This window comes from Pseudomonas sp. NPDC087612, from assembly GCF_044743505.1.
GTDB lineage: Bacteria > Pseudomonadota > Gammaproteobacteria > Pseudomonadales > Pseudomonadaceae > Aquipseudomonas.
The window spans coordinates 147373-167569 of record NZ_JBIUWO010000004.1; the positions used below are offsets into that span (position 1 = coordinate 147373).

20 protein-coding genes are annotated in these 20197 nt (G+C 61.4%); 13 read left to right on the forward strand and 7 right to left on the reverse strand.

Annotated features, from left to right (window positions below; translation table 11 throughout):
- Nucleotides 1-9 precede the first annotated feature (9 nt).
- Both ACIOVF_RS09550 and ACIOVF_RS09555 read left to right on the forward strand, forming a co-directional pair.
- Complete coding sequence (locus ACIOVF_RS09550) at nucleotides 10-1107, forward strand: amino acid ABC transporter permease (RefSeq protein ID WP_045197269.1); 1098 nt, start codon at nucleotides 10-12, stop codon at nucleotides 1105-1107.
- A 10-nt stretch (nucleotides 1108-1117) separates the two neighbouring features.
- Nucleotides 1118-1882 (forward strand): amino acid ABC transporter ATP-binding protein, encoded by a 765-nt coding sequence (locus ACIOVF_RS09555; RefSeq protein WP_010220739.1) that lies wholly within the window; start codon nucleotides 1118-1120, stop codon nucleotides 1880-1882.
- Between the two features lie 82 nt (nucleotides 1883-1964).
- On the opposite strand, the gene algW is transcribed toward ACIOVF_RS09555, so the two are convergent.
- Entirely contained in the window at nucleotides 1965-3122 is a 1158-nt protein-coding gene (gene algW / locus ACIOVF_RS09560; protein WP_010220741.1) for a Do family serine endopeptidase AlgW, read from the reverse strand.
- A 229-nt stretch (nucleotides 3123-3351) separates the two neighbouring features.
- Here algW and ACIOVF_RS09565 point away from each other — a divergent pair, with 229 nt between their 5' ends.
- The 4 genes from ACIOVF_RS09565 (at nucleotide 3352) to cysN (ending at nucleotide 7563) form a co-directional block, all read left to right on the forward strand.
- Nucleotides 3352-4110, forward strand: a complete 759-nt coding sequence (locus tag ACIOVF_RS09565) for a Nif3-like dinuclear metal center hexameric protein (RefSeq protein ID WP_045197274.1) — start codon at nucleotides 3352-3354, stop codon at nucleotides 4108-4110.
- Nucleotides 4111-4246: 136 nt separating this feature from the next.
- Entirely contained in the window at nucleotides 4247-5164 is a 918-nt protein-coding gene (gene cysD, locus ACIOVF_RS09570; RefSeq protein ID WP_038998836.1) for a sulfate adenylyltransferase subunit CysD, read from the forward strand.
- Between the two features lie 102 nt (nucleotides 5165-5266).
- The gene (locus ACIOVF_RS09575; RefSeq protein ID WP_401289056.1) at nucleotides 5267-5608 is read left to right on the forward strand and encodes a four helix bundle protein; all 342 of its coding nucleotides are present in this window, start codon (nucleotides 5267-5269) and stop codon (nucleotides 5606-5608) included.
- 53 nt (nucleotides 5609-5661) lie between these two features.
- On the forward strand, nucleotides 5662-7563 hold the full coding sequence (cysN, locus tag ACIOVF_RS09580) for a sulfate adenylyltransferase subunit CysN (RefSeq protein ID WP_045197276.1): 1902 nt from the start codon (nucleotides 5662-5664) through the stop codon (nucleotides 7561-7563).
- A 98-nt stretch (nucleotides 7564-7661) separates the two neighbouring features.
- On the opposite strand, the gene ACIOVF_RS09585 is transcribed toward cysN, so the two are convergent.
- The 3 genes from ACIOVF_RS09585 to ACIOVF_RS09595 all read right to left on the reverse strand — a co-directional run bounded on the left by ACIOVF_RS09585 (nucleotide 7662) and on the right by ACIOVF_RS09595 (nucleotide 8851).
- A complete protein-coding gene (locus tag ACIOVF_RS09585) occupies nucleotides 7662-7922 on the reverse strand; it encodes a bacteriocin immunity protein (protein WP_045197278.1) in 261 nt (86 codons plus the stop codon).
- Nucleotides 7919-8152 (reverse strand): HNH endonuclease, encoded by a 234-nt coding sequence (locus ACIOVF_RS09590; RefSeq protein WP_156160195.1) that lies wholly within the window; start codon nucleotides 8150-8152, stop codon nucleotides 7919-7921. Before ACIOVF_RS09590 ends, ACIOVF_RS09585 begins: the two co-directional genes overlap by 4 nt.
- Nucleotides 8153-8371: 219 nt before the next feature.
- Complete coding sequence (locus ACIOVF_RS09595; RefSeq protein WP_045197280.1) at nucleotides 8372-8851, reverse strand: Lrp/AsnC family transcriptional regulator; 480 nt, start codon at nucleotides 8849-8851, stop codon at nucleotides 8372-8374.
- 128 nt (nucleotides 8852-8979) lie between these two features.
- Here ACIOVF_RS09595 and ACIOVF_RS09600 point away from each other — a divergent pair, with 128 nt between their 5' ends.
- Both ACIOVF_RS09600 and mdeB read left to right on the forward strand, forming a co-directional pair.
- Entirely contained in the window at nucleotides 8980-10176 is a 1197-nt protein-coding gene (locus tag ACIOVF_RS09600) for a methionine gamma-lyase (protein ID WP_045197282.1), read from the forward strand.
- A 36-nt stretch (nucleotides 10177-10212) separates the two neighbouring features.
- Complete coding sequence (gene mdeB / locus ACIOVF_RS09605) at nucleotides 10213-12909, forward strand: alpha-ketoglutarate dehydrogenase (protein WP_045197885.1); 2697 nt, start codon at nucleotides 10213-10215, stop codon at nucleotides 12907-12909.
- A gap of 84 nt (nucleotides 12910-12993) precedes the next feature.
- Here mdeB and ACIOVF_RS09610 read toward each other — a convergent pair whose 3' ends face one another.
- Entirely contained in the window at nucleotides 12994-13428 is a 435-nt protein-coding gene (locus tag ACIOVF_RS09610; protein WP_038998843.1) for a YhcB family protein, read from the reverse strand.
- A gap of 138 nt (nucleotides 13429-13566) precedes the next feature.
- On the opposite strand from ACIOVF_RS09610, the gene ACIOVF_RS09615 reads away from it, so the two are divergent.
- From ACIOVF_RS09615 to zapE, 3 genes are all read left to right on the forward strand, one after another.
- Nucleotides 13567-14202, forward strand: a complete 636-nt coding sequence (locus ACIOVF_RS09615) for an alpha/beta hydrolase (RefSeq protein ID WP_045197284.1) — start codon at nucleotides 13567-13569, stop codon at nucleotides 14200-14202.
- 24 nt (nucleotides 14203-14226) lie between these two features.
- Complete coding sequence (locus ACIOVF_RS09620; protein ID WP_045197286.1) at nucleotides 14227-15576, forward strand: tryptophan--tRNA ligase; 1350 nt, start codon at nucleotides 14227-14229, stop codon at nucleotides 15574-15576.
- An 82-nt stretch (nucleotides 15577-15658) separates the two neighbouring features.
- Complete coding sequence (gene zapE / locus ACIOVF_RS09625) at nucleotides 15659-16753, forward strand: cell division protein ZapE (protein WP_045197288.1); 1095 nt, start codon at nucleotides 15659-15661, stop codon at nucleotides 16751-16753.
- Between the two features lie 144 nt (nucleotides 16754-16897).
- Here zapE and ACIOVF_RS09630 read toward each other — a convergent pair whose 3' ends face one another.
- Nucleotides 16898-17818 carry a GlxA family transcriptional regulator gene (locus ACIOVF_RS09630; protein ID WP_177329159.1) on the reverse strand — a complete coding sequence of 307 codons (921 nt, stop codon included), beginning with the start codon at nucleotides 17816-17818 and terminating at the stop codon, nucleotides 16898-16900.
- Between the two features lie 190 nt (nucleotides 17819-18008).
- Nucleotides 18009-19049 carry an NADP(H)-dependent aldo-keto reductase gene (locus ACIOVF_RS09635; protein WP_045197290.1) on the reverse strand — a complete coding sequence of 347 codons (1041 nt, stop codon included), beginning with the start codon at nucleotides 19047-19049 and terminating at the stop codon, nucleotides 18009-18011.
- Between the two features lie 252 nt (nucleotides 19050-19301).
- On the opposite strand from ACIOVF_RS09635, the gene rplM reads away from it, so the two are divergent.
- Together rplM and rpsI are read left to right on the forward strand one after the other, a co-directional pair.
- A complete protein-coding gene (rplM, locus tag ACIOVF_RS09640; RefSeq protein WP_010220758.1) occupies nucleotides 19302-19730 on the forward strand; it encodes a 50S ribosomal protein L13 in 429 nt (142 codons plus the stop codon).
- Nucleotides 19731-19744: 14 nt separating this feature from the next.
- On the forward strand, nucleotides 19745-20137 hold the full coding sequence (gene rpsI / locus ACIOVF_RS09645; RefSeq protein WP_038998850.1) for a 30S ribosomal protein S9: 393 nt from the start codon (nucleotides 19745-19747) through the stop codon (nucleotides 20135-20137).
- Nucleotides 20138-20197 lie beyond the last annotated feature (60 nt).

A 20197-nucleotide genomic window follows, 5' to 3' on the forward strand; every position in this document is an offset into this window, starting at 1 on the left:
GACAAGCGCATGAGTACCCATGTTTTCAAACCTGATATGCCTCCACCGGTCAAAGCCGTCGGCGTAATGGCCTGGATGCGCGCCAACCTGTTCTCCAGCTGGCTCAACACCCTGCTGACGCTGTTTGCCGTGTACCTGGTGTGGCTGATCGTGCCGCCGCTGCTGCAGTGGTCGATCTTCGACGCCAACTGGGTGGGCACCACCCGCGCCGACTGCACCAAGGAGGGCGCCTGCTGGGTGTTCATCCAGCAGCGCTTCGGCCAGTTCATGTACGGTTACTACCCGAGCGAGCTGCGCTGGCGTGTCGACCTGACCGTCTGGCTGGCGGTAATCGGCGCCGCGCCGTTGTTCATCTCGCGCTTCCCGCGCAAGGCGGTTTACGGCCTGGGCTTTCTGGTGCTGTACCCGATCATCGCCTACACCCTGCTGCACGGCGGCTACCTGGGCCTGGCCACGGTACCGACCAACCAGTGGGGCGGGCTGATGCTGACCCTGGTGATCGCCACCGTGGGCATCGTCGGGGCCTTGCCGCTGGGCATCCTGCTGGCGCTGGGGCGGCGTTCGAACATGCCGGCGGTGAAGGTGGTCTGCGTGACCTTCATCGAGTTCTGGCGCGGCGTGCCGCTGATTACCGTGCTGTTCATGTCCTCGGTGATGCTGCCGTTGTTCCTGCCTGAGGGCATGAGCTTCGACAAGCTGCTGCGGGCCATGATCGGGGTGATCCTGTTCCAGTCGGCGTACATCGCCGAAGTGGTGCGTGGCGGCCTGCAGGCTATTCCCAAGGGCCAGTACGAAGCCGCTGCGGCGATGGGCCTGGGCTACTGGCGCTCGATGGGCCTGGTGATTCTGCCGCAAGCCCTGAAGCTGGTAATCCCCGGCATCGTCAACACCTTCATTGCCCTGTTCAAGGACACCAGCCTTGTGATCATCATCGGCCTCTTCGACCTGCTCAACAGCGTCAAGCAGGCAGCTGCCGACCCGACCTGGCTGGGCATGGCGACCGAGGGCTATGTATTTGCCGCCCTGGTTTTCTGGATTTTCTGTTTCGGTATGTCCCGCTACTCCATGCATCTGGAGCGCAAGCTGGACACAGGCCACAAGCGTTAGGAGTGTTCCCATGAGTGAAGCGATCAAACAGCCTGTGAGCCCTGAAGGCATTATTCAGATGCAGGGCGTGAACAAGTGGTACGGCCAGTTCCACGTGCTCAAGGACATCAACCTGAACGTGCGCCAGGGCGAGCGTATCGTGCTGTGCGGGCCGTCGGGCTCGGGCAAGTCGACCACCATCCGCTGCCTCAACCGTCTTGAGGAGCACCAGCAAGGGCGCATCGTCGTCGATGGCGTGGAGCTGACCAACGACCTCAAGCAGATCGAAGCGATCCGCCGCGAAGTCGGCATGGTGTTCCAGCACTTCAACCTGTTCCCGCACCTGACCATCCTGCAGAACTGCACCCTGGCGCCGATGTGGGTGCGCAAGATGCCCAAGCGCAAGGCCGAGGAAATTGCCATGCACTATCTGGAGCGGGTGCGAATTCCGGAGCAGGCCAACAAGTTTCCCGGGCAGCTATCGGGCGGCCAGCAACAACGGGTAGCGATTGCCCGGGCGCTGTGCATGAAGCCGAAGATCATGCTGTTCGACGAACCGACCTCGGCGCTCGACCCTGAGATGGTCAAGGAAGTACTCGATACCATGGTTGGCCTTGCCGAAGACGGCATGACCATGCTCTGCGTGACCCACGAAATGGGCTTTGCCCGCACCGTGGCGAACCGGGTGATCTTCATGGATAAAGGCGAGATTGTAGAGCAGGCGGCGCCGGACGACTTCTTCGACCGGCCGCAGAATGAGCGGACCAAGTTGTTCCTGAGTCAGATTCTGCACTGACCCCATCGCGGGGCAAGCCCGCTCCCACAGGTAAACCACAAAACCTGTGGGAGCGGGCTTGCCCCGCGATGCTGTTAACCCATCAGTTTTCTTCTTTGGCTGCCGGTGCCGGCGGTGGACGCAAGCCGATTTCAGCAGTCAGCTTCAATTCCTTGCCGTTACGCATCACCTGAATCGCCACCTTGTCATTGGGCTTGATCCGCGCCACCTGGTTCATCGAGCGGCGGCCATCGCCGGCCGGTTCGCCGTTGATGCTGAGGATCACGTCACCCAGCTCCAGGCCGGCCTTCTGTGCCGGGCCATCACGGAAAATCCCAGCCACGACAATGCCCGGGCGCCCCTGCATGCCGAACGACTCGGCCAGCTCCTGGCTCAGCGGCTGCACCTCGATCCCCAGCCAGCCCCGAATCACCTGGCCGTGCTCGATGATCGACTTCATCACCTCCAGAGCCAGCTTGGTCGGGATGGCAAAGCCGATGCCTTGCGAGCCGCCGGACTTGGAGAAGATCGCCGTGTTGATGCCGGTGAGGTTGCCGTTGGCGTCGACCAGGGCGCCACCGGAGTTGCCCGGGTTGATTGCGGCGTCGGTCTGGATGAAGTCTTCGTAGTTGTTCAGGCCCAGCTGGTTGCGGCCGGTGGCGCTGATGATGCCCATGGTCACGGTCTGGCCGACACCGAAGGGGTTGCCGATGGCCAGGGCGACGTCGCCGATATGGATGTTGTCGGAGCGGCCGATGGTGATCGACGGCAGGTTCTTCAGGTCGATCTTCAGCACCGCGAGGTCGGTTTCCGGGTCGCTGCCGATCACCCGTGCCAGGGTTTCGCGGCCGTCCTTGAGCGCCACCACGATCTGGTCGGCACCGGAGGTCACGTGGTTGTTGGTCAGCAGGTAGCCTTCCGGGCTCATGATCACTGCCGACCCCAGGCTCGATTCCCAGCGGCGCTGCTTGGGCAGGTTGTCGCCAAAGAAGCGGCGGAACTGCGGGTCTTCGAACAGCGGGTGGGCGGTCTTGTTGACCACCTTGGTGGTGTACAGGTTGGCCACCGCGGGGGCGGCGATGCTCACGGCGTCGGCGTAGGACACCGGCCCCTGCATGATCCGCGTGGTTTGCGGGGCTTGCTGCAGGTTGACGTCCTGGCTGGGCAGGCCGACCCACTGCGGAAAGCGCTGGATGACCAACAGGGCGATCAGCACGCCGACCAGCAGCGGCCAGCCAAAGTAACGCAAAGCCTTGAACATTGAACGAATCCTGGGAGTTGGCAGAGGGCCGATGACAGCTGGGAGCGTAAACGCGCGCGATCATACTGCGCTGCGGCTTGTGCAGGAACTGTTAAATCGTCACGAAAACCAACAATGCCAGCCCCCAGGCAACTGCCGTCGGTTTCCCCAAACCCGGCGACGGCCCATAATGCCGCTCATTATACGGGGCCTTGGGCCGCGCTGAACTGCGAAATTGAGGAGTCTTTCCATGGCTGTTGCCTTGAGTACCCTGGTCGAGGAAGCTGAACGCTACCTCGGCAGCGCCAAAATCCAGGACTACTGCCCCAACGGCCTGCAGGTTGAAGGCCGCCCGCAAGTGACCCGCATCGTCAGCGGCGTGACCGCAAGCCAGGCGTTGCTCGACGCTGCAGTCGAAGCCGAAGCCGACCTGGTGCTGGTGCACCACGGCTATTTCTGGAAGGGCGAGAACCCGTGCATCACCGGCATGAAGCAGCGCCGGCTGAAAACCCTGCTGAAAAACGACCTGAGCCTGTTGTCCTACCACCTGCCGCTGGACCTGCACGCGGAAGTGGGCAACAACGTGCAGCTGGCGCGCCAGCTCGACATCACTGTCGAAGGCCCGCTGGACCCGCAGAACCCGCGCATTGTCGGATTGGTCGGCTCGCTCGCCGAACCCATGTCGGCGCGCGATTTTGCCCGCAAGGTGCAGGAGGTGATGGGCCGTGAGCCGCTGTTGATCGAAGGCGAGCAGATCATCCGCCGGGTCGGCTGGTGTACCGGCGGCGGCCAGGGCTATATCGACCAGGCGATTGCTGCCGGTGTCGACCTGTACCTGAGCGGCGAAGCCTCCGAGCAGACCTTCCACAGCGCCCGCGAGAACGGCATCAGCTTCATCGCCGCCGGCCACCACGCCACCGAGCGTTACGGCGTGCAGGCGCTGGGCGATTACCTGGCCCGACGGTTTGCCCTGGAACACCTGTTCATCGACTGCCCGAACCCTATATAAAGCTAAAACGGCAGGGCATATTCTTATACTGTTTCGTTCTAGTTGGCTGCCTAAATAGAATCGGGCGCTGTGATAAAGTGGCCCGCTCGAACACGGCCCGCTGGCCGTCCATAAGATCGTATTTCCGTGAGTAGCCATGGTCGACAAACTGACGCATTTGAAACAGTTGGAGGCGGAAAGCATCCACATCATTCGTGAGGTGGCCGCCGAGTTCGATAACCCGGTGATGCTGTACTCGATTGGCAAGGACTCGGCCGTGATGCTGCACCTGGCGCGCAAGGCCTTCTTCCCGGGCAAGCTGCCGTTTCCGGTGATGCACGTCGACACCCAGTGGAAATTCCAGGAGATGTACAGCTTCCGCGACAAGATGGTCGAGGAAATGGGCCTGGAGCTGATCACCCACGTCAACCCGGACGGCGTCGCCCAGGGCATCAACCCGTTCACCCACGGCAGTGCCAAGCACACCGACATCATGAAGACCGAGGGCCTCAAGCAGGCGCTCGACAAGTACGGCTTCGATGCCGCCTTCGGTGGCGCGCGCCGCGACGAAGAGAAGTCGCGGGCCAAGGAGCGGGTCTACTCGTTCCGTGACAGCAAGCACCGCTGGGACCCGAAGAACCAGCGTCCGGAGCTGTGGAACGTCTACAACGGCAAGGTCAACAAGGGCGAATCGATTCGCGTGTTCCCGCTGTCGAACTGGACCGAGCTGGACATCTGGCAGTACATCTACCTCGAAGGCATCCCGATCGTGCCGCTGTACTTCGCCGCCGAGCGTGAAGTGATCGAGAAGAACGGCACCCTGATCATGATCGACGACGCGCGCATCCTCGAGCACCTCTCGGAGGAAGAAAAGGCCCGTATCGTCAAGAAGAAGGTGCGTTTCCGTACCCTTGGCTGCTACCCGTTGACGGGCGCGGTGGAGTCGGAGGCCGAAAGCCTCACCGACATCATTCAGGAAATGCTCCTGACGCGCACTTCCGAGCGCCAGGGCCGGGTCATCGACCACGATGGCGCCGGCTCAATGGAAGACAAAAAACGTCAAGGGTACTTCTAAGCTTCAAGTTACAAGCGGCAAGCTGCAAGTTAGAAGCAAGGTGCGTAGCTTCTGGGTTTTGTCGGCTGCCGCCCCATTGTGGGTGCGTGAGAGTGCTTAACAATGGACTTTGAGAAGCTTGCTGTTTGGCAGAGATGCAAAGATTTGGCGGTAGCGATTTACACGCAGCAGAGGGTGTGCCGGGATCTTGGATTCAAGGATCAGATCACCCGGGCGGCACTTTCCGTTCCGTCGAATATCGCCGAAGGCATGGAGCGCAGAACGGCAAAAGAAAAGGTTCGCTATCTGTGTATTGCCAAGGCGTCCTGCGGTGAGTTGCGTACGCAGATCATCATCGGGGGAGAGGTAGGCTATCTGCCAAAGCCTTTGTCGAATGAGTGGATTACAGAGACTCGTGAGCTTTCAAGAATGCTGAGCGGGTTGATCAACAAAATTTCTGACTAGTTGTATGCCGACAAGCTTGCCGCTTGAAGCTTACAGCTTGGAGCTTGAATGTAATGAGCCACCAATCTGATCTGATCAGCGAGGACATCCTCGCTTACCTGGCCCAGCACGAACGTAAAGAGCTGCTGCGCTTCCTTACCTGCGGTAACGTCGACGACGGCAAGAGCACGCTGATCGGGCGCCTGCTGCACGACTCGAAGATGATCTACGAAGACCATCTGGAAGCCATCACCCGCGACTCGAAGAAGGTCGGCACCACCGGTGACGACATCGACCTGGCGCTGCTGGTCGACGGCCTGCAGGCCGAGCGCGAGCAAGGCATCACCATCGATGTGGCCTACCGCTACTTCTCGACCGCCAAGCGTAAGTTCATCATCGCCGACACCCCGGGCCACGAGCAGTACACCCGCAACATGGCCACCGGTGCGTCGACTTGCGACCTGGCGATCATCCTGGTCGATGCCCGCTACGGTGTGCAGACCCAGACCCGCCGGCACAGCTACATTGCCTCGTTGCTGGGCATCAAGCACATCGTCGTCGCGGTCAACAAGATGGACCTCAAAGGCTTTGACGAGGGCGTGTTCGAGAGCATCAAGGCCGACTACCTGAAGTTCGCCGAAGCCATCAACATGAGCCCGAGCAGCCTGCACTTCGTGCCGATGTCGGCGCTCAAGGGCGACAACGTGGTCAACCGCAGCGAGCGTTCGCCGTGGTACACGGGCCCGGCGTTGATGGAAATCCTCGAAACCGTCGAAGTCGCGGCCGACCGCAACTTCACCGACCTGCGCTTCCCGGTGCAGTACGTCAACCGGCCGAACCTGAACTTCCGCGGCTTCGCCGGTACCCTGGCCAGCGGCGTGGTGCACAAGGGCGATGAAATCGTCGTGCTGCCGTCGGGCAAGAGCAGCCGGGTCAAGTCCATCGTCACCTTCGAAGGCGAGCTGGAAAACGCCGGCCCCGGCCAGGCCGTGACCCTGACTATGGAAGACGAGATCGACATCTCCCGTGGCGACCTGCTGGTGCACGCCGACAACGTCCCGCCGGTGACCGACCAGTTCGACGCCATGCTGGTATGGATGGCTGAAGAGCCGATGCTGCCGGGCAAAAAATACGACATCAAGCGCGCCACCAGCTATGTGCCGGGCTCGATTGCCAGCATCGCCCACAAGGTCGATGTCAACACCCTGGAGCAGGGCGCCGCCAGTGCCCTGCAGCTCAACGAGATCGGCAAGGTCAAGGTCAGCCTCGACGCGCCGATCGCGCTGGACGGCTATGACAGCAACCGCACCACCGGTGCCTTTATTGTCATCGACCGCCTGACCAACGGCACCGTTGGCGCCGGCATGATCATCGCGCCACCGGTTGTGCCACATGGCAGCGTTGGCCAGCACGGCAAATTGGCCCACGTGGACACCGCAGAACGTGCCCTGCGTTTCGGTCAGCAGCCAGCCACCGTGCTGTTCAGCGGCCTCTCGGGCGCGGGCAAGAGCACCCTGGCCTATGCCGTGGAGCGCAAGCTGTTCGACATGGGCCGTGCGGTGTATGTGCTCGATGGCCAGAACCTGCGCCACGACCTGAACAAAGGCTTGCCGCAGGACCGCGCCGGGCGCACCGAGAACTGGCGCCGTGCCGCGCACGTTGCGCGTCAGTTCAACGAAGCCGGCCTGCTGACCCTGGCCGCCTTCGTCGCCCCGGACGCCGAAGGCCGCGAACAGGCCAAGGCGCTGATCGGCAAGGAACGCCTGCTTACGGTCTACGTCCAGGCTTCGCCTCTGGCGTGCCGCGAGCGTGACCCGCAGGGCCTGTATGCCGCCGGCGGCGACAACATCCCGGGCGAGAGCTTCCCGTATGACGTACCGCTGGATGCGGACCTGGTGATCGACACCCAGAACGTCAGCCTGGAAGACGGCGTCAAGCAGGTGCTGGAGCTGCTGCGCAAGCGTGGCGCGATCTAAGCGCTGGCGCTGAACAAGAAGCCCCACTTCGGTGGGGCTTTTTGTTGGTCGAATTCACCGCACGGTAGGAGCGGGCTTGCCCCGCGATGGGCCCTCATTCAGCCCACCTTCAGTCCAGGCCTGCCGTTGGCTACTCGCCACTCCAGGATCTGCTTCATAATTTTCTGCGGCGTTGGCTCCTGACCGCCAGCCGGGTAAAAAATCAGGTCCGAGCCCTCTGGATGTTGCGTCACTGCGATGAAGTGCTCTAGCAAGGTGTCCTGATAGAGCTCGGTGCCAGCGGCCTCGATAATGTTCTCGATCAGCAATTCGAACTCGGTTGCCGTGTAATCAGCAAAGCTGCTCTGGAGCAATATCATTGCTGATCACCATAGAGGCTGATGCATTGTTTGGGTGTCAGGATTCGCAGGTTGTCCAGGTCATACAGTGCACCGCCCTCGCTCGTTGGCACGATATGGCGCATTTCATAAGAACGGCGATTCTTGACCGTTTCTGAAAATGGCGCGCGGGGCGGATAGCCTTTCTGCATTCGGGCCAGGTTCGCTTTGGAGAATGGAGAGGTGAAAGGCGCATCGGTGCTTAAGGTCATTCAGAACAACCCCTGGTTGTTGACGGTGGGCGCCAGTGAAATGCTTCCTGGTGCGTCTTGCGCACAGGATGCAGATTTACAGGTGGGGATGTCTGTCGTGCGGGGTGGCAGTTGGAGTCAGGATTTTCTGAGCAGCGAGAAATTTGCTTCCTACAGGGCGATGCAGTGGGAAAATCGCGGGGCAAGCCCGCTCCCACATTGTAGGAACGGGATTTGAATTCAGATGTGCTTTTCCGACACCGGAATCACCCGCTTCTCCTTCACTGCCTTGAACGAGAAGCTCGAGTAAATCTCTTTCACCCCGGGCAAGGTCTGCAGCACTTCGCGGGCAAACTCACCGAATGACTCAAGGTCCCGGGCAAGGATTTCCAGCAGGAAGTCATAACGCCCGGAGATGTTGTGGCAGGCGACGATTTCGGGGATTTCCATCAGCCGCTGCTCGAAGGCGCGGGCCATTTCCTTGCTGTGCGAGTCCATCATGATGCTGACGAAAGCGGTTACGCCAAAGCCCAGCGACTTGGGCGAGAGGATGGCCTGGTAGCCGATGATGTAGCCGGCTTCTTCCAGTAGCTTGATCCGTCGCCAGCACGGCGAGGTGGTCAGTGCGACCTGGTCGGCCAGCTCGGAAACCGTCAAGCGCGCGTTGTCTTGCAAGGCCGCGAGCAACGCTCGATCGGTGCGATCGATGGTTGTAGGCATGTTTTACCCTCCGTGGTCTGAAATCGTTGTTTTTATGTCAATAACCTTCCGCAAGGACGGCTACATTTGGAAAAAAATCAGCACCTCAGTGGCATAAGCTTATAACAAACCACTAGAGGCTGTTTGCCATGAGCGGCTCCAATAACAATTCAGGTTTTGCCACCCGCGCCATTCACCACGGTTACGATCCACTGGAACACAGTGGTGCCCTGGTGCCACCGATCTACCAGACCGCGACCTTTGCTTTTCCGACCGTCGAGTACGGCGCTGCCTGCTTCGCCGGGGAACAGGCCGGACATTTCTACAGCCGGATTTCCAACCCTACCCTGGCCTTGCTGGAACAACGCATGGCCTCGCTCGAAGGCGGCGAAGCCGGCCTGGCGCTGGCTTCGGGAATGGGCGCGATTACCGCGACCCTGTGGACCCTGCTGCGCCCCGGCGACGAGGTGCTGGTGGGGCGCACCCTGTACGGCTGCACCTTTGCCTTTTTACACCATGGCATTGGCGAGTTCGGGGTCAAGGTACGGCATGTCGATATGAGCGACCTGCAGGCAGTTGCGGCGGCGATCAACGGCAATACCCGGGTGATCTATTTCGAAACCCCGGCCAACCCCAACATGCAGATGACCGATATCGCCGCCGTGGCCGCGCTTGCGCACCAGCACGATATCAGCGTGGTGGTGGACAACACCTACTGCACCCCGTACCTGCAGCGACCCCTGGAGCTGGGCGCCGACCTGGTGGTGCATTCGGCGACCAAGTACCTCAGTGGCCATGGCGATATCACTGCCGGCCTGGTGGTGGGGCGCAAGGCGCTGGTGGATCGGATTCGTCTGGAAGGCTTGAAAGACATGACCGGTGCGGTGATGTCGCCCCATGACGCCGCCTTGCTGATGCGCGGGATGAAAACCCTGAACTTGCGCATGGAGCGCCACTGCAGCAACGCCCAGGCCATTGCCGAATACCTCGAGCAACAGCCGGAAGTTGAAATGCTCAATTACCCCGGCCTGCCCGGCTTTGCTCAATATGAGCTGGCCCAGCGGCAGATGCGTTTGCCGGGCGGCATGATCGCCTTTGAACTCAAGGGCGGCATCACTGCCGGCAGGCGTTTCATGAATGCCCTGCAGTTGTTCAGCCGTGCCGTCAGCCTTGGCGATGCCGAATCGCTGGCCCAACACCCGGCAAGCATGACCCACTCCAGCTATACCCCAGAGGAGCGTGCGCAGTACGGCATTTCCGAAGGGCTGGTACGCCTGTCGGTGGGCCTGGAGGACATCGACGACCTGCTGGCGGATATTCAACAAGCGCTCAAGGCCTGCGCCTAACCTTTCACGGACGAGGTCAATGCAATGGTGGCAATGATGAACCTTGTGCCTGGCGAAGGTGTGCCGCGGCGCCCGGGCGATCCACAGCAGGACAGCGACCCGGGGGAAACCGCCGAATGGCTGGACGCACTGGATTCGACCCTGCTGCATTGCGGCCCGGAGCGTGCGCGGTTTCTGCTGCAGCAACTGCAAACCCATGCCCGCGAGTTGGGCCTGGAGCGCGGGGCCCAGGCCTTTTCGGCCTATCGCAATAGCTTGTCGGTGGAGCAGCAGGGCGTCTATCCGGGTGATCTGGATCTCGATGAGCGCATCACCAGCATCCTGCGCTGGAACGCCCTGGCCATGGTCATGCGGGCCAACCACGCTTATGGCGACCTCGGCGGGCACATCGCCAGTTATGCCTCGGCCGCAGAGATTTTCGAAGTCGGTTTCCAGCACTTTTTTCGCGGTGAGGCCGGTGGCGAGCAACGCAGCGCTGACCTGGTGTTCTTCCAGCCGCATTCGGCGCCGGGCATTTATGCCCGGGCCTTCCTGGAAGGGCGTTTGAGCGAAGAGCAACTGGCCAGCTATCGCCAGGAAGTGGCTGGCAAGGGCCTGTGCTCCTACCCACATCCGTGGCTGATGCCGGACTTCTGGCAGTTTCCGACAGGCTCCATGGGCATCGGCCCACTCAACGCGATCTACCAGGCGCGGTTCATGCGCTACCTGCACAACCGCCAGTTGCTCGATACCAGTGCCCGGCACGTCTGGGGGGTGTTTGGCGATGGCGAGATGGACGAGCCGGAGTCGATTGCCGGCTTGACCCTGGCCGCCCGCGAGCAACTGGATAACCTGACCTTCGTGGTCAATTGCAACCTGCAGCGCCTGGACGGACCGGTGCGCGGTAATGGTCAGATCATCCAGGAACTTGAAGCGCTGTTCAGTGGCGCCGGCTGGAACGTGATCAAGGTGCTCTGGGGCTCGGAGTGGGACGCATTGTTCGCTCGTGACACCGAGCACGTGCTGTTGCGCCAGTTGGCGGCGACCCCGGACGGGCAGTTCCAGAACCTTGGGGCCAAAGATGGCGCCTACAACCTCGAGCACTTTTTCAACCAGCAACCGGCCTTGCAAAAGCTGGTGGAGCACATGAGCTCGGCCGAGATCAATGCGTTGAAACGCGGTGGCCACGATTTTCGCAAACTGTACGCCGCCTTCGCCGCCGCCAAGGCCTGCAAGGGCCGGCCAACGGTGATTCTGGCCAAGACCAAGAAGGGCTACGGCATGAGCGCCGCCGGTGAGTCGCGAATGACCGCGCACCAGGCCAAGAAGCTCGACGTGCAGGCCTTGCTAGCCTTTCGTGATCGTTTTCATTTGCCGCTGTCGGACGCGCAGGTCGAACAGTTGCAGTTCTATCGACCGGACCAAGACAGCGCAGAAATGCGCTACCTGCGCGAGCGGCGGGAAGCTCTGGGTGGGCCGCTGCCTGCTCGGCGCAGCGACGTACGCCCGGTGCCGGTGCCAGCGCTGGAGGCCATGGGCGGCTTCGCCCTGCAGGCCGACGGCAAGGAAATGTCCACCACCATGGCCGCCGTGCGCATGCTCAGCGCTTGGCTCAAGGCGCCGCAGCTGGGGCCGCGGGTGGTGCCGATAGTCGCCGACGAGGCGCGCACCTTCGGCATGGCCAGCCTGTTCCGGCAGATCGGCATCTACTCGCCCCAGGGGCAATGCTACGAGCCGGAAGACGCAGGGTCGTTGCTGTCCTACAAGGAAGCGCGCGATGGCCAGTTGCTGGAGGAAGGTATTACCGAAGCCGGGGCGATTTCTTCCTGGGTGGCGGCGGCAACGTCCTACGCGGTGCATGGCGAACCGATGCTGCCGGTGTACATCTATTACTCGATGTTCGGCTTTCAACGCGTCGGTGACCTGATCTGGGCCGCCGCCGACCAGCGCGCCCGTGGCCTGCTGCTGGGCGCCACTGCCGGGCGCACCACGCTGGGCGGAGAGGGGCTGCAGCACCAGGACGGTTCAAGCCTGGTGATGGCCTCGATGGTGCCCAACTGCCGGGCCTGGGAGCCGTGCTTTGCTGGCGAGCTGGCGGTGATCCTCGAGTACGCGGCGCGGCGCATGCTCACTGAACAGTGCGATGAATTTCATTATGTCGCGGTGATGAACGAAAACTATCCACAGCCGTCCCTGCCGGCGCAGGTGCATGAAGAGGTTTTGCGCGGCATGTACCGTTATGTCGAACAGCAGCTGCCGGCTGCCCAGGGGCGGGTGCGCCTGCTGGGCTCCGGGGCGATTCTGCGCGAGGTGATTGCTGCCAGTGAACTGCTGGCCAGCGACTGGCAGGTTGCCAGTGAAGTGTTCAGTGTCACCAGCTTCAGCGAGCTGGCGCGTGAGGCGCGGGATGTAGATCGCGCCGGCCGGTTGGGGCAGGGCAGTGCTGATCTGAGCCATGTGCAGCGCTGCCTGGACGGTGACGCGCCGGTGATTGCGGCAACCGATTACGTGCGGGCCTGGCCGCAATTGATTGCTGAATATGTACAGGCACCTTATGTGACGCTGGGTACCGACGGTTTCGGCCGCAGTGATACCCGCCAGCAGTTGCGCCGGTTCTTCGAGGTCGATCGCTTCAGCATTGTTCTGGCAAGCCTGCACAGCCTGGTGCGCCAGGGTGGAGTTGAGCGGCGGGTGCTGGATGAGGCGCGGGAGAAGTATGGCTACCGGGAGGGGGAGGCGCCTTGGTATTGCTGAGGCTCATCACCGGGCAAGCCCGCTCCTGCAGGCTGCAACAGCAGCCATAATAAAAAACCCCGCCAGTTGGCGGGGTTTGTATTTTTAACGCTTGAGCCCGTAATGCTCATCGAGCATGCCCGGTGCGTTGGGCGCTTTCGGTGCGTAGTCGCGCGGCACCTCGGTGTCCTTCGGCGGGGTCAGGCGATCACGCGCAGGCTGCACGGCTTCGGAGTGCAGGGCGGCCAGCAGGCGCTGGCGGGTGAGTTCGTCCAGGGCCAGGCGGTTGGCGCCCTCGGCCAGGTGATCCTGGACGTCCTGGTAACTTTGGGTCAGCTTTTTGACCAGCGCAGCCGTACTGTTGAAGTGAGTAACCACCTCATTCTGGTAGCTGTCGAAACGTTCCTGGATATCATCCAGCTGACGCTGGGTGCTGCTCGGTGCGGCATTGGGCAGCAGGCGGGCGACCAGGAAACCAACGACGACACCCACGACGAGGGCCAGGGTCGGCAACAACCAAACTAAGAGCGAGAGTTCCACGAGTCCTTCCTCTATAAACGGCTTTGCTTTACGTTAACGGCTCGGACCTGCGCTGTATACCGCGAACGATCGCAAATATCTCAGACAGAATCATTCAGCTAGACGAGTCGACCCTTTCCGAGGTCACGGAGTTTATCCTTGCTTATCCGCGAAACCCCCGTATTCATCGATGGCCCGGTCGGCCAACTGGAAGCCTTGTACCTTGATGTTGCCGACGCCCGTGGCGTGGTGTTGCTGTGTCACCCTAACCCGGTGCAGGGCGGGACCATGACCAACAAGGTGGTGTCGATGCTGCAGCGCACCGCCCGCGATGCCGGTTACATCACCTTGCGATTCAACTACCGTGGTGTCGGTGCCAGCGCCGGTAACCATGACATGGGCAGCGGCGAAGTGGACGATGCTCAGGCGGCAGCGACCTGGCTGCTGGAACAACATCCGCGACTGCCCCTGACCCTGATGGGTTTTTCATTCGGCGGCTTTGTTGCGGCCAGCCTCGGCGGGCGTTTGGAAGCAAACGGTATCGAATTGAAGCACCTGTTCATGGTTGCGCCAGCGGTGATGCGCCTGCAGGATCACGACACCTTGCCACAAGGCTGCGCGCTGAGCGTGATCCAGCCGCAAACCGACGAAGTGATCGATCCGCAGATCGTCTACGCTTGGTCCGGCGCACTGCCACGCCCCCATGAGCTGCTGAAAGTGGCAGAATGCGGACACTTTTTCCATGGCAAGCTCACCGACCTCAAGGAACTGGTGCTGCCACGCCTTTCGAACTGATACAAGCCTGATAAGCGATTACCCATGACTACGCGCATCCTTACCGGTATCACCACCACGGGCACGCCTCACCTGGGCAACTACGCCGGTGCCATCCGCCCGGCGATCCTCGCCAGCCGTGAGCCGGGTGTCGACTCGTTCTATTTTCTGGCCGACTACCACGCCCTGATCAAATGCGACGACCCGCAGCGCATCCAGCGCTCGCGCCTGGAAATCGCCGCGACCTGGCTGGCCGGTGGCCTGGACCCGGAGCGAGTGACTTTCTATCGTCAGTCCGACATCCCCGAGATTCCCGAGCTGACCTGGCTGCTGACCTGCGTTGCGGCCAAGGGCCTGCTCAACCGCGCGCACGCCTACAAGGCGTCGGTGGACAAGAACGTCGAGAACGGCGAAGACCCGGATGCCGGCATCAGCATGGGCCTGTACAGCTACCCGGTACTGATGGCCGCCGACATCCTGATGTTCAACGCCAACAAGGTGCCAGTCGGCCGTGACCAGATCCAGCACGTGGAAATGGCCCGCGACATCGGCCAGCGCTTCAACCACCTGTTCGGCCAGGGCAAGGAATTCTTCGCCATGCCCGAAGCGCTGATCGAAGAAAGCGTCGCCACCCTGCCGGGCCTGGACGGGCGCAAGATGTCCAAGAGCTACGACAACACCATCCCGTTGTTCACCAGCGCCAAGGACATGAAGGATGCCATCTCGCGCATCGTCACCGACTCCCGCGCCCCGGGCGAAGCCAAGGATCCGGACAACGCGCACCTGTTCACCCTGTTCCAGGCCTTCGCCACTGCCTCCCAGGCCGATGAGTTTCGCAGCGAACTGCTCCAGGGCCTGGGCTGGGGCGAAGCCAAGCAGCGCCTGTTCCAGTTGCTCGATGGCCAGCTGAGCGAGCCGCGCGAGCGTTATCACCAGTTGATCAGCCGCCCGGCCGACCTTGAGGACATCCTCCTGGCCGGCGCGCAAAAAGCCCGCAAGGTGGCCACGCCGTTCCTTGAGGAGCTGCGCGAAGCGGTCGGCCTGCGCTCGTTCCGTAACGTCGAGCAGGCCACTGCCCAGGTCAAGAAGAAGGCGGCCAAGACCGCGCGCTTTGTCAGCTTCCGCGAAGACGACGGCAGCTTCCGCTTCCGCCTGCTGGCGGCCGATGGCGAGCAACTGCTGTTGTCGCGTAACTTCGCCGACGGCAAGACCGCAGGTGCTGTGAGCAAGCAACTGCAGCAGGGCGGCGAGCTTGACGTGCGCCACGAAGGCCTGGGCTTCAGCCTGTGGCTGGAAGGTGAGTGCGTTGGCGACGGCCCGCAGTTTGCCGACGGCGCCGCCCGCGACAGCGCCATCGAAACCCTGCGCGCGGCCCTGGTGCCCCAGCAGGACTGAACGGCTTATCGGAAGTCTGATTGCCATTATCCCGGGCCGTCGCTACAGTGACGGCCCGTTTTTGTTACCTTGCTAACGAATTATGACGCCCCTAGAACGATATCAAGCAGATCTGAAACGTCCCGAATTCTTCCATGACGCGGCGCAGGAAACTGCAGTGCGTCATCTGCAGCGCCTGTACGACGATCTGATCGCGGCGCAGAACAACAAGCCGGGTGTGTTCGGCAAGTTGTTCGGCAAGAAGGACCAGGCACCGGTCAAGGGCTTGTATTTCTGGGGTGGGGTAGGCCGCGGCAAGACCTACCTGGTCGATACCTTCTTTGAAGCGCTGCCGTTCAAGCAGAAGGTGCGCACGCACTTCCACCGCTTCATGAAGCGCGTCCACGAGGAAATGAAAACCCTCAAGGGCGAGAAGAACCCGCTGACCATCATCGCCAAGCGCTTCTCCGACGAGGCCCGGGTGATCTGCTTCGACGAGTTCTTCGTCTCCGACATTACCGATGCGATGATCCTCGGCACCCTGATGGAGGAGCTGTTCAAGAACGGCGTGACCCTGGTGGCCACCTCCAACATCGTCCCTGACGGCCTGTACAAGGACGGCCTGCAGCGCGCACGCTTCCTGCCGGCGATTGCCCTGATCAAGCAGAACACCGAGATCGTCAACGTCGACAGCGGCGTCGACTATCGCCTGCGGCACCTGGAACAAGCCGAGCTGTTCCACTTCCCGCTTGACGAAGCGGCCCACGAAAGCCTGCGCAAAAGCTTCAAGGCACTGACCCCGGAATGCACCCAGGCGGTCGAGAACGATGTGCTGGTGATCGAGAACCGCGAAATCCGCGCCCTGCGTACCTGTGACGACGTGGCCTGGTTCGAATTCCGCGAACTGTGCGACGGCCCGCGCAGCCAGAACGACTACATCGAACTGGGCAAGATCTTCCATGCCGTGCTGCTCAGCGGCGTCGAGCAGATGAGCGTCGCCACCGACGACATCGCCCGGCGTTTCATCAACATGGTCGACGAGTTCTATGACCGCAACGTCAAGCTGATCATCTCGGCCGAGGTTGAACTCAAGGACCTGTACACCGGTGGTCGCCTGACCTTCGAGTTCCAGCGCACCCTGAGCCGCCTGCTGGAAATGCAGTCCCACGAATTCCTGTCGCGGGCGCATAAGCCTTAAAAGCAGCTGCAAGTTTCAAGCTTCAAGCTGCAAGCAGGATCAAGAGCCGACCGCGTGCTGCTTTTGATCCTGCTCTTGCTCTTGCTCTTGCTCTTGCTTGCCGCTTGAAGCTTGAAGCTTGAGGCTTGAAGCTGAGGAGGCCTTTCAGGCCTCCTGCATAAACTGCTGCCGATACTGATTCGGCGACAACTCTGTGTGCTGCCTGAACAACCGGGCAAAGAAACTCGCATCGTCATAACCAACTTCATAGCTGATGGTCTTGATGCTTTTGCGTGTGCCCGACAGCAATCCCTTGGCCGTTTCGATCCGCAGCCGTTGCAGGTAGTGCAGCGGCTTGTCGCCGGTGGCGCTCTGGAAGCGGCGCATGAAGTTGCGGATGCTCATGCCGTGGTTGCGGGCCACGTCCTCGAAGCGGAACTTGTCGGCGAAATGTTCTTCGAGCCAGTGCTGGATCTGCAGGATGATCAAGTCCTGGTGCAGTTTCTGCCCGCCAAAGCCCATGCGCCCCGGGGTGTAGTTGCGCTGTACTTCGTAGAGGATGTCACGGGCCACCGCTTGCGCGACGTTGGCCCCGCAGAAACGCTCGATCAGGTAGATGTACAGGTCGCAGGCCGAGGTGGTGCCGCCGGCGCAATAGAGGTTGTCAGCGTCGGTCAGGTGCTTGTCCTGGTTGAGGCTGACCTTGGGGAAGCGCTCTTCGAACTGGCTGAAGAAGCGCCAGTAGGTGGTCGCCTCCTTGCCGTCGAGCAACCCGGCTTCGGCCAGCCAGAACACGCCGCTGGCCTCGCCGCAGAGCACGGCGCCGCGGGCGTGTTGCTCGCGTAGCCAGGGCAATACTTGCGGGTAGCGCTGGCAGAGGGCATCGAAATCGTCCCAGAACGCCGGCAGGATGATGATGTCGGCCTGCTCCAGGCCGCTGTCGACCGGCAGCATCACTTCGCTGAAGCTGCGCACAGGCTGGCCGTCAGGGCTCACCAGGCGGGTTTCGAACATCGGCTGCAGGCCCAGGCCCAACTGCTTGCTGTAGCGCAGGCTGGCGAGATGGAAGAAATCCTTGGCCTGCATCAGGGTCGATGCGAAGACATTGTCGATGGCCAGGATACTGACGCGCCGCAAGGACGCCGTGGGTTGGGTAAACATCATTTTCTTTATTCTTATAGGGTAGAGTGGTCAATCACCGGCTGGATCGTCTTATTTTTTGGCGATTGTGTCTACCCTCGGTTCCCACCTTGTTGATGGGAACCGGGATTGCGTCTCAGGGCGCGGGGTTGGGCTGGTCCTGATGGATGGCCTCGATGGCCGCCAGCAGCTCGTCGCTGAGCTTGAGGTCGGCGCTTGCCAGGTTGCTGTCCAGTTGCTCGAGGGTGGTGGCACCGATGATGTTGCTGGTCACGAACGGCTGGCGGGTGACGAAGGCCAGGGCCATTTGCGCCGGGTCCAGGCCATGGTCGCGGGCCAGCTTCACGTAGCGGCTGCAGGCAGCCACGGTTTGCGGGTTGGAGTAGCGCGAGAAGCGGCTGAACAGGGTCAGGCGGCCCGCGGCCGGGCGTGCGCCGTTTTCGTACTTGCCCGAGAGCATGCCGAAAGCCAGGGGCGAGTAGGCCAGCAGGCCGCACTGTTCGCGGATGGCGATTTCCGCCAGGCCCACTTCGAAGCTGCGGTTGAGCAGGTTGTAGGGGTTCTGGATCGACACCGCGCGGCTCCAGCCGCGGCTTTCGGCCAGCTGCAGGAACTTCATGGTGCCCCACGGGGTTTCGTTGGACAGGCCGATGTGGCGGATCTTGCCGGCCTTGACCTGCTCGTCGAGCACTTCGAGGGTTTCTTCCAGCGGGGTGAACAGGTCTTGCGGCGCATGCTGGTAACCCAGCTTGCCGAAGAAGTTGGTGCTGCGCTCTGGCCAGTGCAACTGGTAGAGGTCGATCCAGTCGGTCTGCAGGCGCTTGAGGCTGTCGTCCAGGGCGGCGACGATGTGCTGGCGGTTGTGCTTGAGCAGGCCGTCGCGGATATGGTTGATGCCGTTGCCGGGGCCGGCCACCTTGCTGGCCAGGATCCACTGGGCGCGATCGCCGCGCTGCTTGAACCCGTTACCGATCATGCGCTCGGTGGCGGCGTAGGTTTCCGGGCGGGGAGGGACGGGGTACATCTCGGCGGTATCGATGAAATTGATCCCGGCGGCCTTGGCCCGTTCGATCTGGGCGAAGGCCTGGGTCTGGTCGTTCTGCTCGCCCCAGGTCATGCTGCCAAGGCACAGGGCGCTGACGTTGAGGTCGGTTCGGCCCAGCTGGCGATAGTCCATTCGACTGCTTCCTGTCTAAAAGAAGCATAAAAGCAGGTTGAATTTTTTTTCGCAATCTGGATAATTCAGCCCCTCTCCGTGCAGCGGGAGTGATGCCCCGCTCCATAGAAGAACCCTGCCGAATATTGGACGCGCTGACCCGAGCCCCCGATAGCGTCCGTGTGCGGCTGTGTCCTTGACTTGTCAAGGTGCGCACTATCCAGTAAGATCTGCCGTCTTATTTTCGCTGGGCGGCCCCTGAGGCTATAAAGAATGAAAACTTTTACTGCTAAACCGGAAACAGTAAAGCGCGACTGGTTCGTCGTTGACGCTGCTGGCAAGACCCTGGGTCGTCTGGCCACTGAGATCGCGAGCCGTCTGCGTGGCAAGCACAAGCCAGAGTACACTCCTCACGTTGACACCGGCGACTACATCGTCGTCATCAACGCCGAGCAGGTTCGTGTCACTGGTGCCAAGACTTCGGACAAAATGTACTACTCCCACTCCGGCTTCCCGGGCGGTATCAAGGAAATCAACTTCGAGAAGTTGATCGCCAAGGCCCCAGAGCGCGTGATCGAGACCGCGGTTAAAGGCATGCTGCCTAAGAACCCACTGGGTCGCGACATGTACCGTAAGCTGAAAGTCTATGCGGGCGCTACTCACCCTCATACTGCTCAGCAGCCCCAAGAACTGAAGATTTAACGGAATAGTTCATTATGTCGGCGACTCAAAATTACGGCACTGGCCGTCGCAAGACCGCAACCGCTCGCGTTTTCCTGCGTCCAGGTACCGGTAACATCTCCATCAACAACCGTTCTCTGGACGTGTTCTTCGGTCGTGAAACCGCGCGCATGGTAGTACGCCAGCCGCTGGAACTGACCGAGACCACCGAAAAGTTCGACATCTACGTCACCGTTATCGGTGGTGGTGTCAGCGGCCAGGCCGGTGCAATCCGTCACGGTATCACCCGTGCACTGATGGACTACGACGAAACCCTGCGTGGCGCTCTGCGCAAAGCTGGCTACGTCACCCGCGACGCTCGTGAAGTCGAGCGTAAGAAAGTGGGTCTGCGTAAAGCACGTAAGCGTCCTCAGTACTCCAAGCGTTAATTTCGCTTCGGCGTTCAAAAAAAGCCCGGTTCCTGGTGGAACCGGGCTTTTTTTATGTCT

Coding starts and splice junctions, on each gene's coding strand:
- zapE (WP_045197288.1), top strand. CDS start 15,659: ATGACGCCCCTAGAACGATATCAAGCAGATCTGAAACGTCCCGAATTC.
- ACIOVF_RS09585 (WP_045197278.1), bottom strand. CDS start 7,922: ATGATATTGCTCCAGAGCAGCTTTGCTGATTACACGGCAACCGAGTTC.
- ACIOVF_RS09565 (WP_045197274.1), top strand. CDS start 3,352: ATGGCTGTTGCCTTGAGTACCCTGGTCGAGGAAGCTGAACGCTACCTC.
- rpsI (WP_038998850.1), top strand. CDS start 19,745: ATGTCGGCGACTCAAAATTACGGCACTGGCCGTCGCAAGACCGCAACC.
- rplM (WP_010220758.1), top strand. CDS start 19,302: ATGAAAACTTTTACTGCTAAACCGGAAACAGTAAAGCGCGACTGGTTC.
- cysD (WP_038998836.1), top strand. CDS start 4,247: ATGGTCGACAAACTGACGCATTTGAAACAGTTGGAGGCGGAAAGCATC.
- ACIOVF_RS09550 (WP_045197269.1), top strand. CDS start 10: ATGAGTACCCATGTTTTCAAACCTGATATGCCTCCACCGGTCAAAGCC.
- ACIOVF_RS09590 (WP_156160195.1), bottom strand. CDS start 8,152: ATGACCTTAAGCACCGATGCGCCTTTCACCTCTCCATTCTCCAAAGCG.
- ACIOVF_RS09635 (WP_045197290.1), bottom strand. CDS start 19,049: ATGGACTATCGCCAGCTGGGCCGAACCGACCTCAACGTCAGCGCCCTG.
- algW (WP_010220741.1), bottom strand. CDS start 3,122: ATGTTCAAGGCTTTGCGTTACTTTGGCTGGCCGCTGCTGGTCGGCGTG.
- ACIOVF_RS09595 (WP_045197280.1), bottom strand. CDS start 8,851: ATGCCTACAACCATCGATCGCACCGATCGAGCGTTGCTCGCGGCCTTG.
- ACIOVF_RS09600 (WP_045197282.1), top strand. CDS start 8,980: ATGAGCGGCTCCAATAACAATTCAGGTTTTGCCACCCGCGCCATTCAC.
- cysN (WP_045197276.1), top strand. CDS start 5,662: ATGAGCCACCAATCTGATCTGATCAGCGAGGACATCCTCGCTTACCTG.
- mdeB (WP_045197885.1), top strand. CDS start 10,213: ATGAACCTTGTGCCTGGCGAAGGTGTGCCGCGGCGCCCGGGCGATCCA.
- ACIOVF_RS09630 (WP_177329159.1), bottom strand. CDS start 17,818: ATGCAGGCCAAGGATTTCTTCCATCTCGCCAGCCTGCGCTACAGCAAG.
- ACIOVF_RS09575 (WP_401289056.1), top strand. CDS start 5,267: ATGGACTTTGAGAAGCTTGCTGTTTGGCAGAGATGCAAAGATTTGGCG.
- ACIOVF_RS09555 (WP_010220739.1), top strand. CDS start 1,118: ATGAGTGAAGCGATCAAACAGCCTGTGAGCCCTGAAGGCATTATTCAG.
- ACIOVF_RS09620 (WP_045197286.1), top strand. CDS start 14,227: ATGACTACGCGCATCCTTACCGGTATCACCACCACGGGCACGCCTCAC.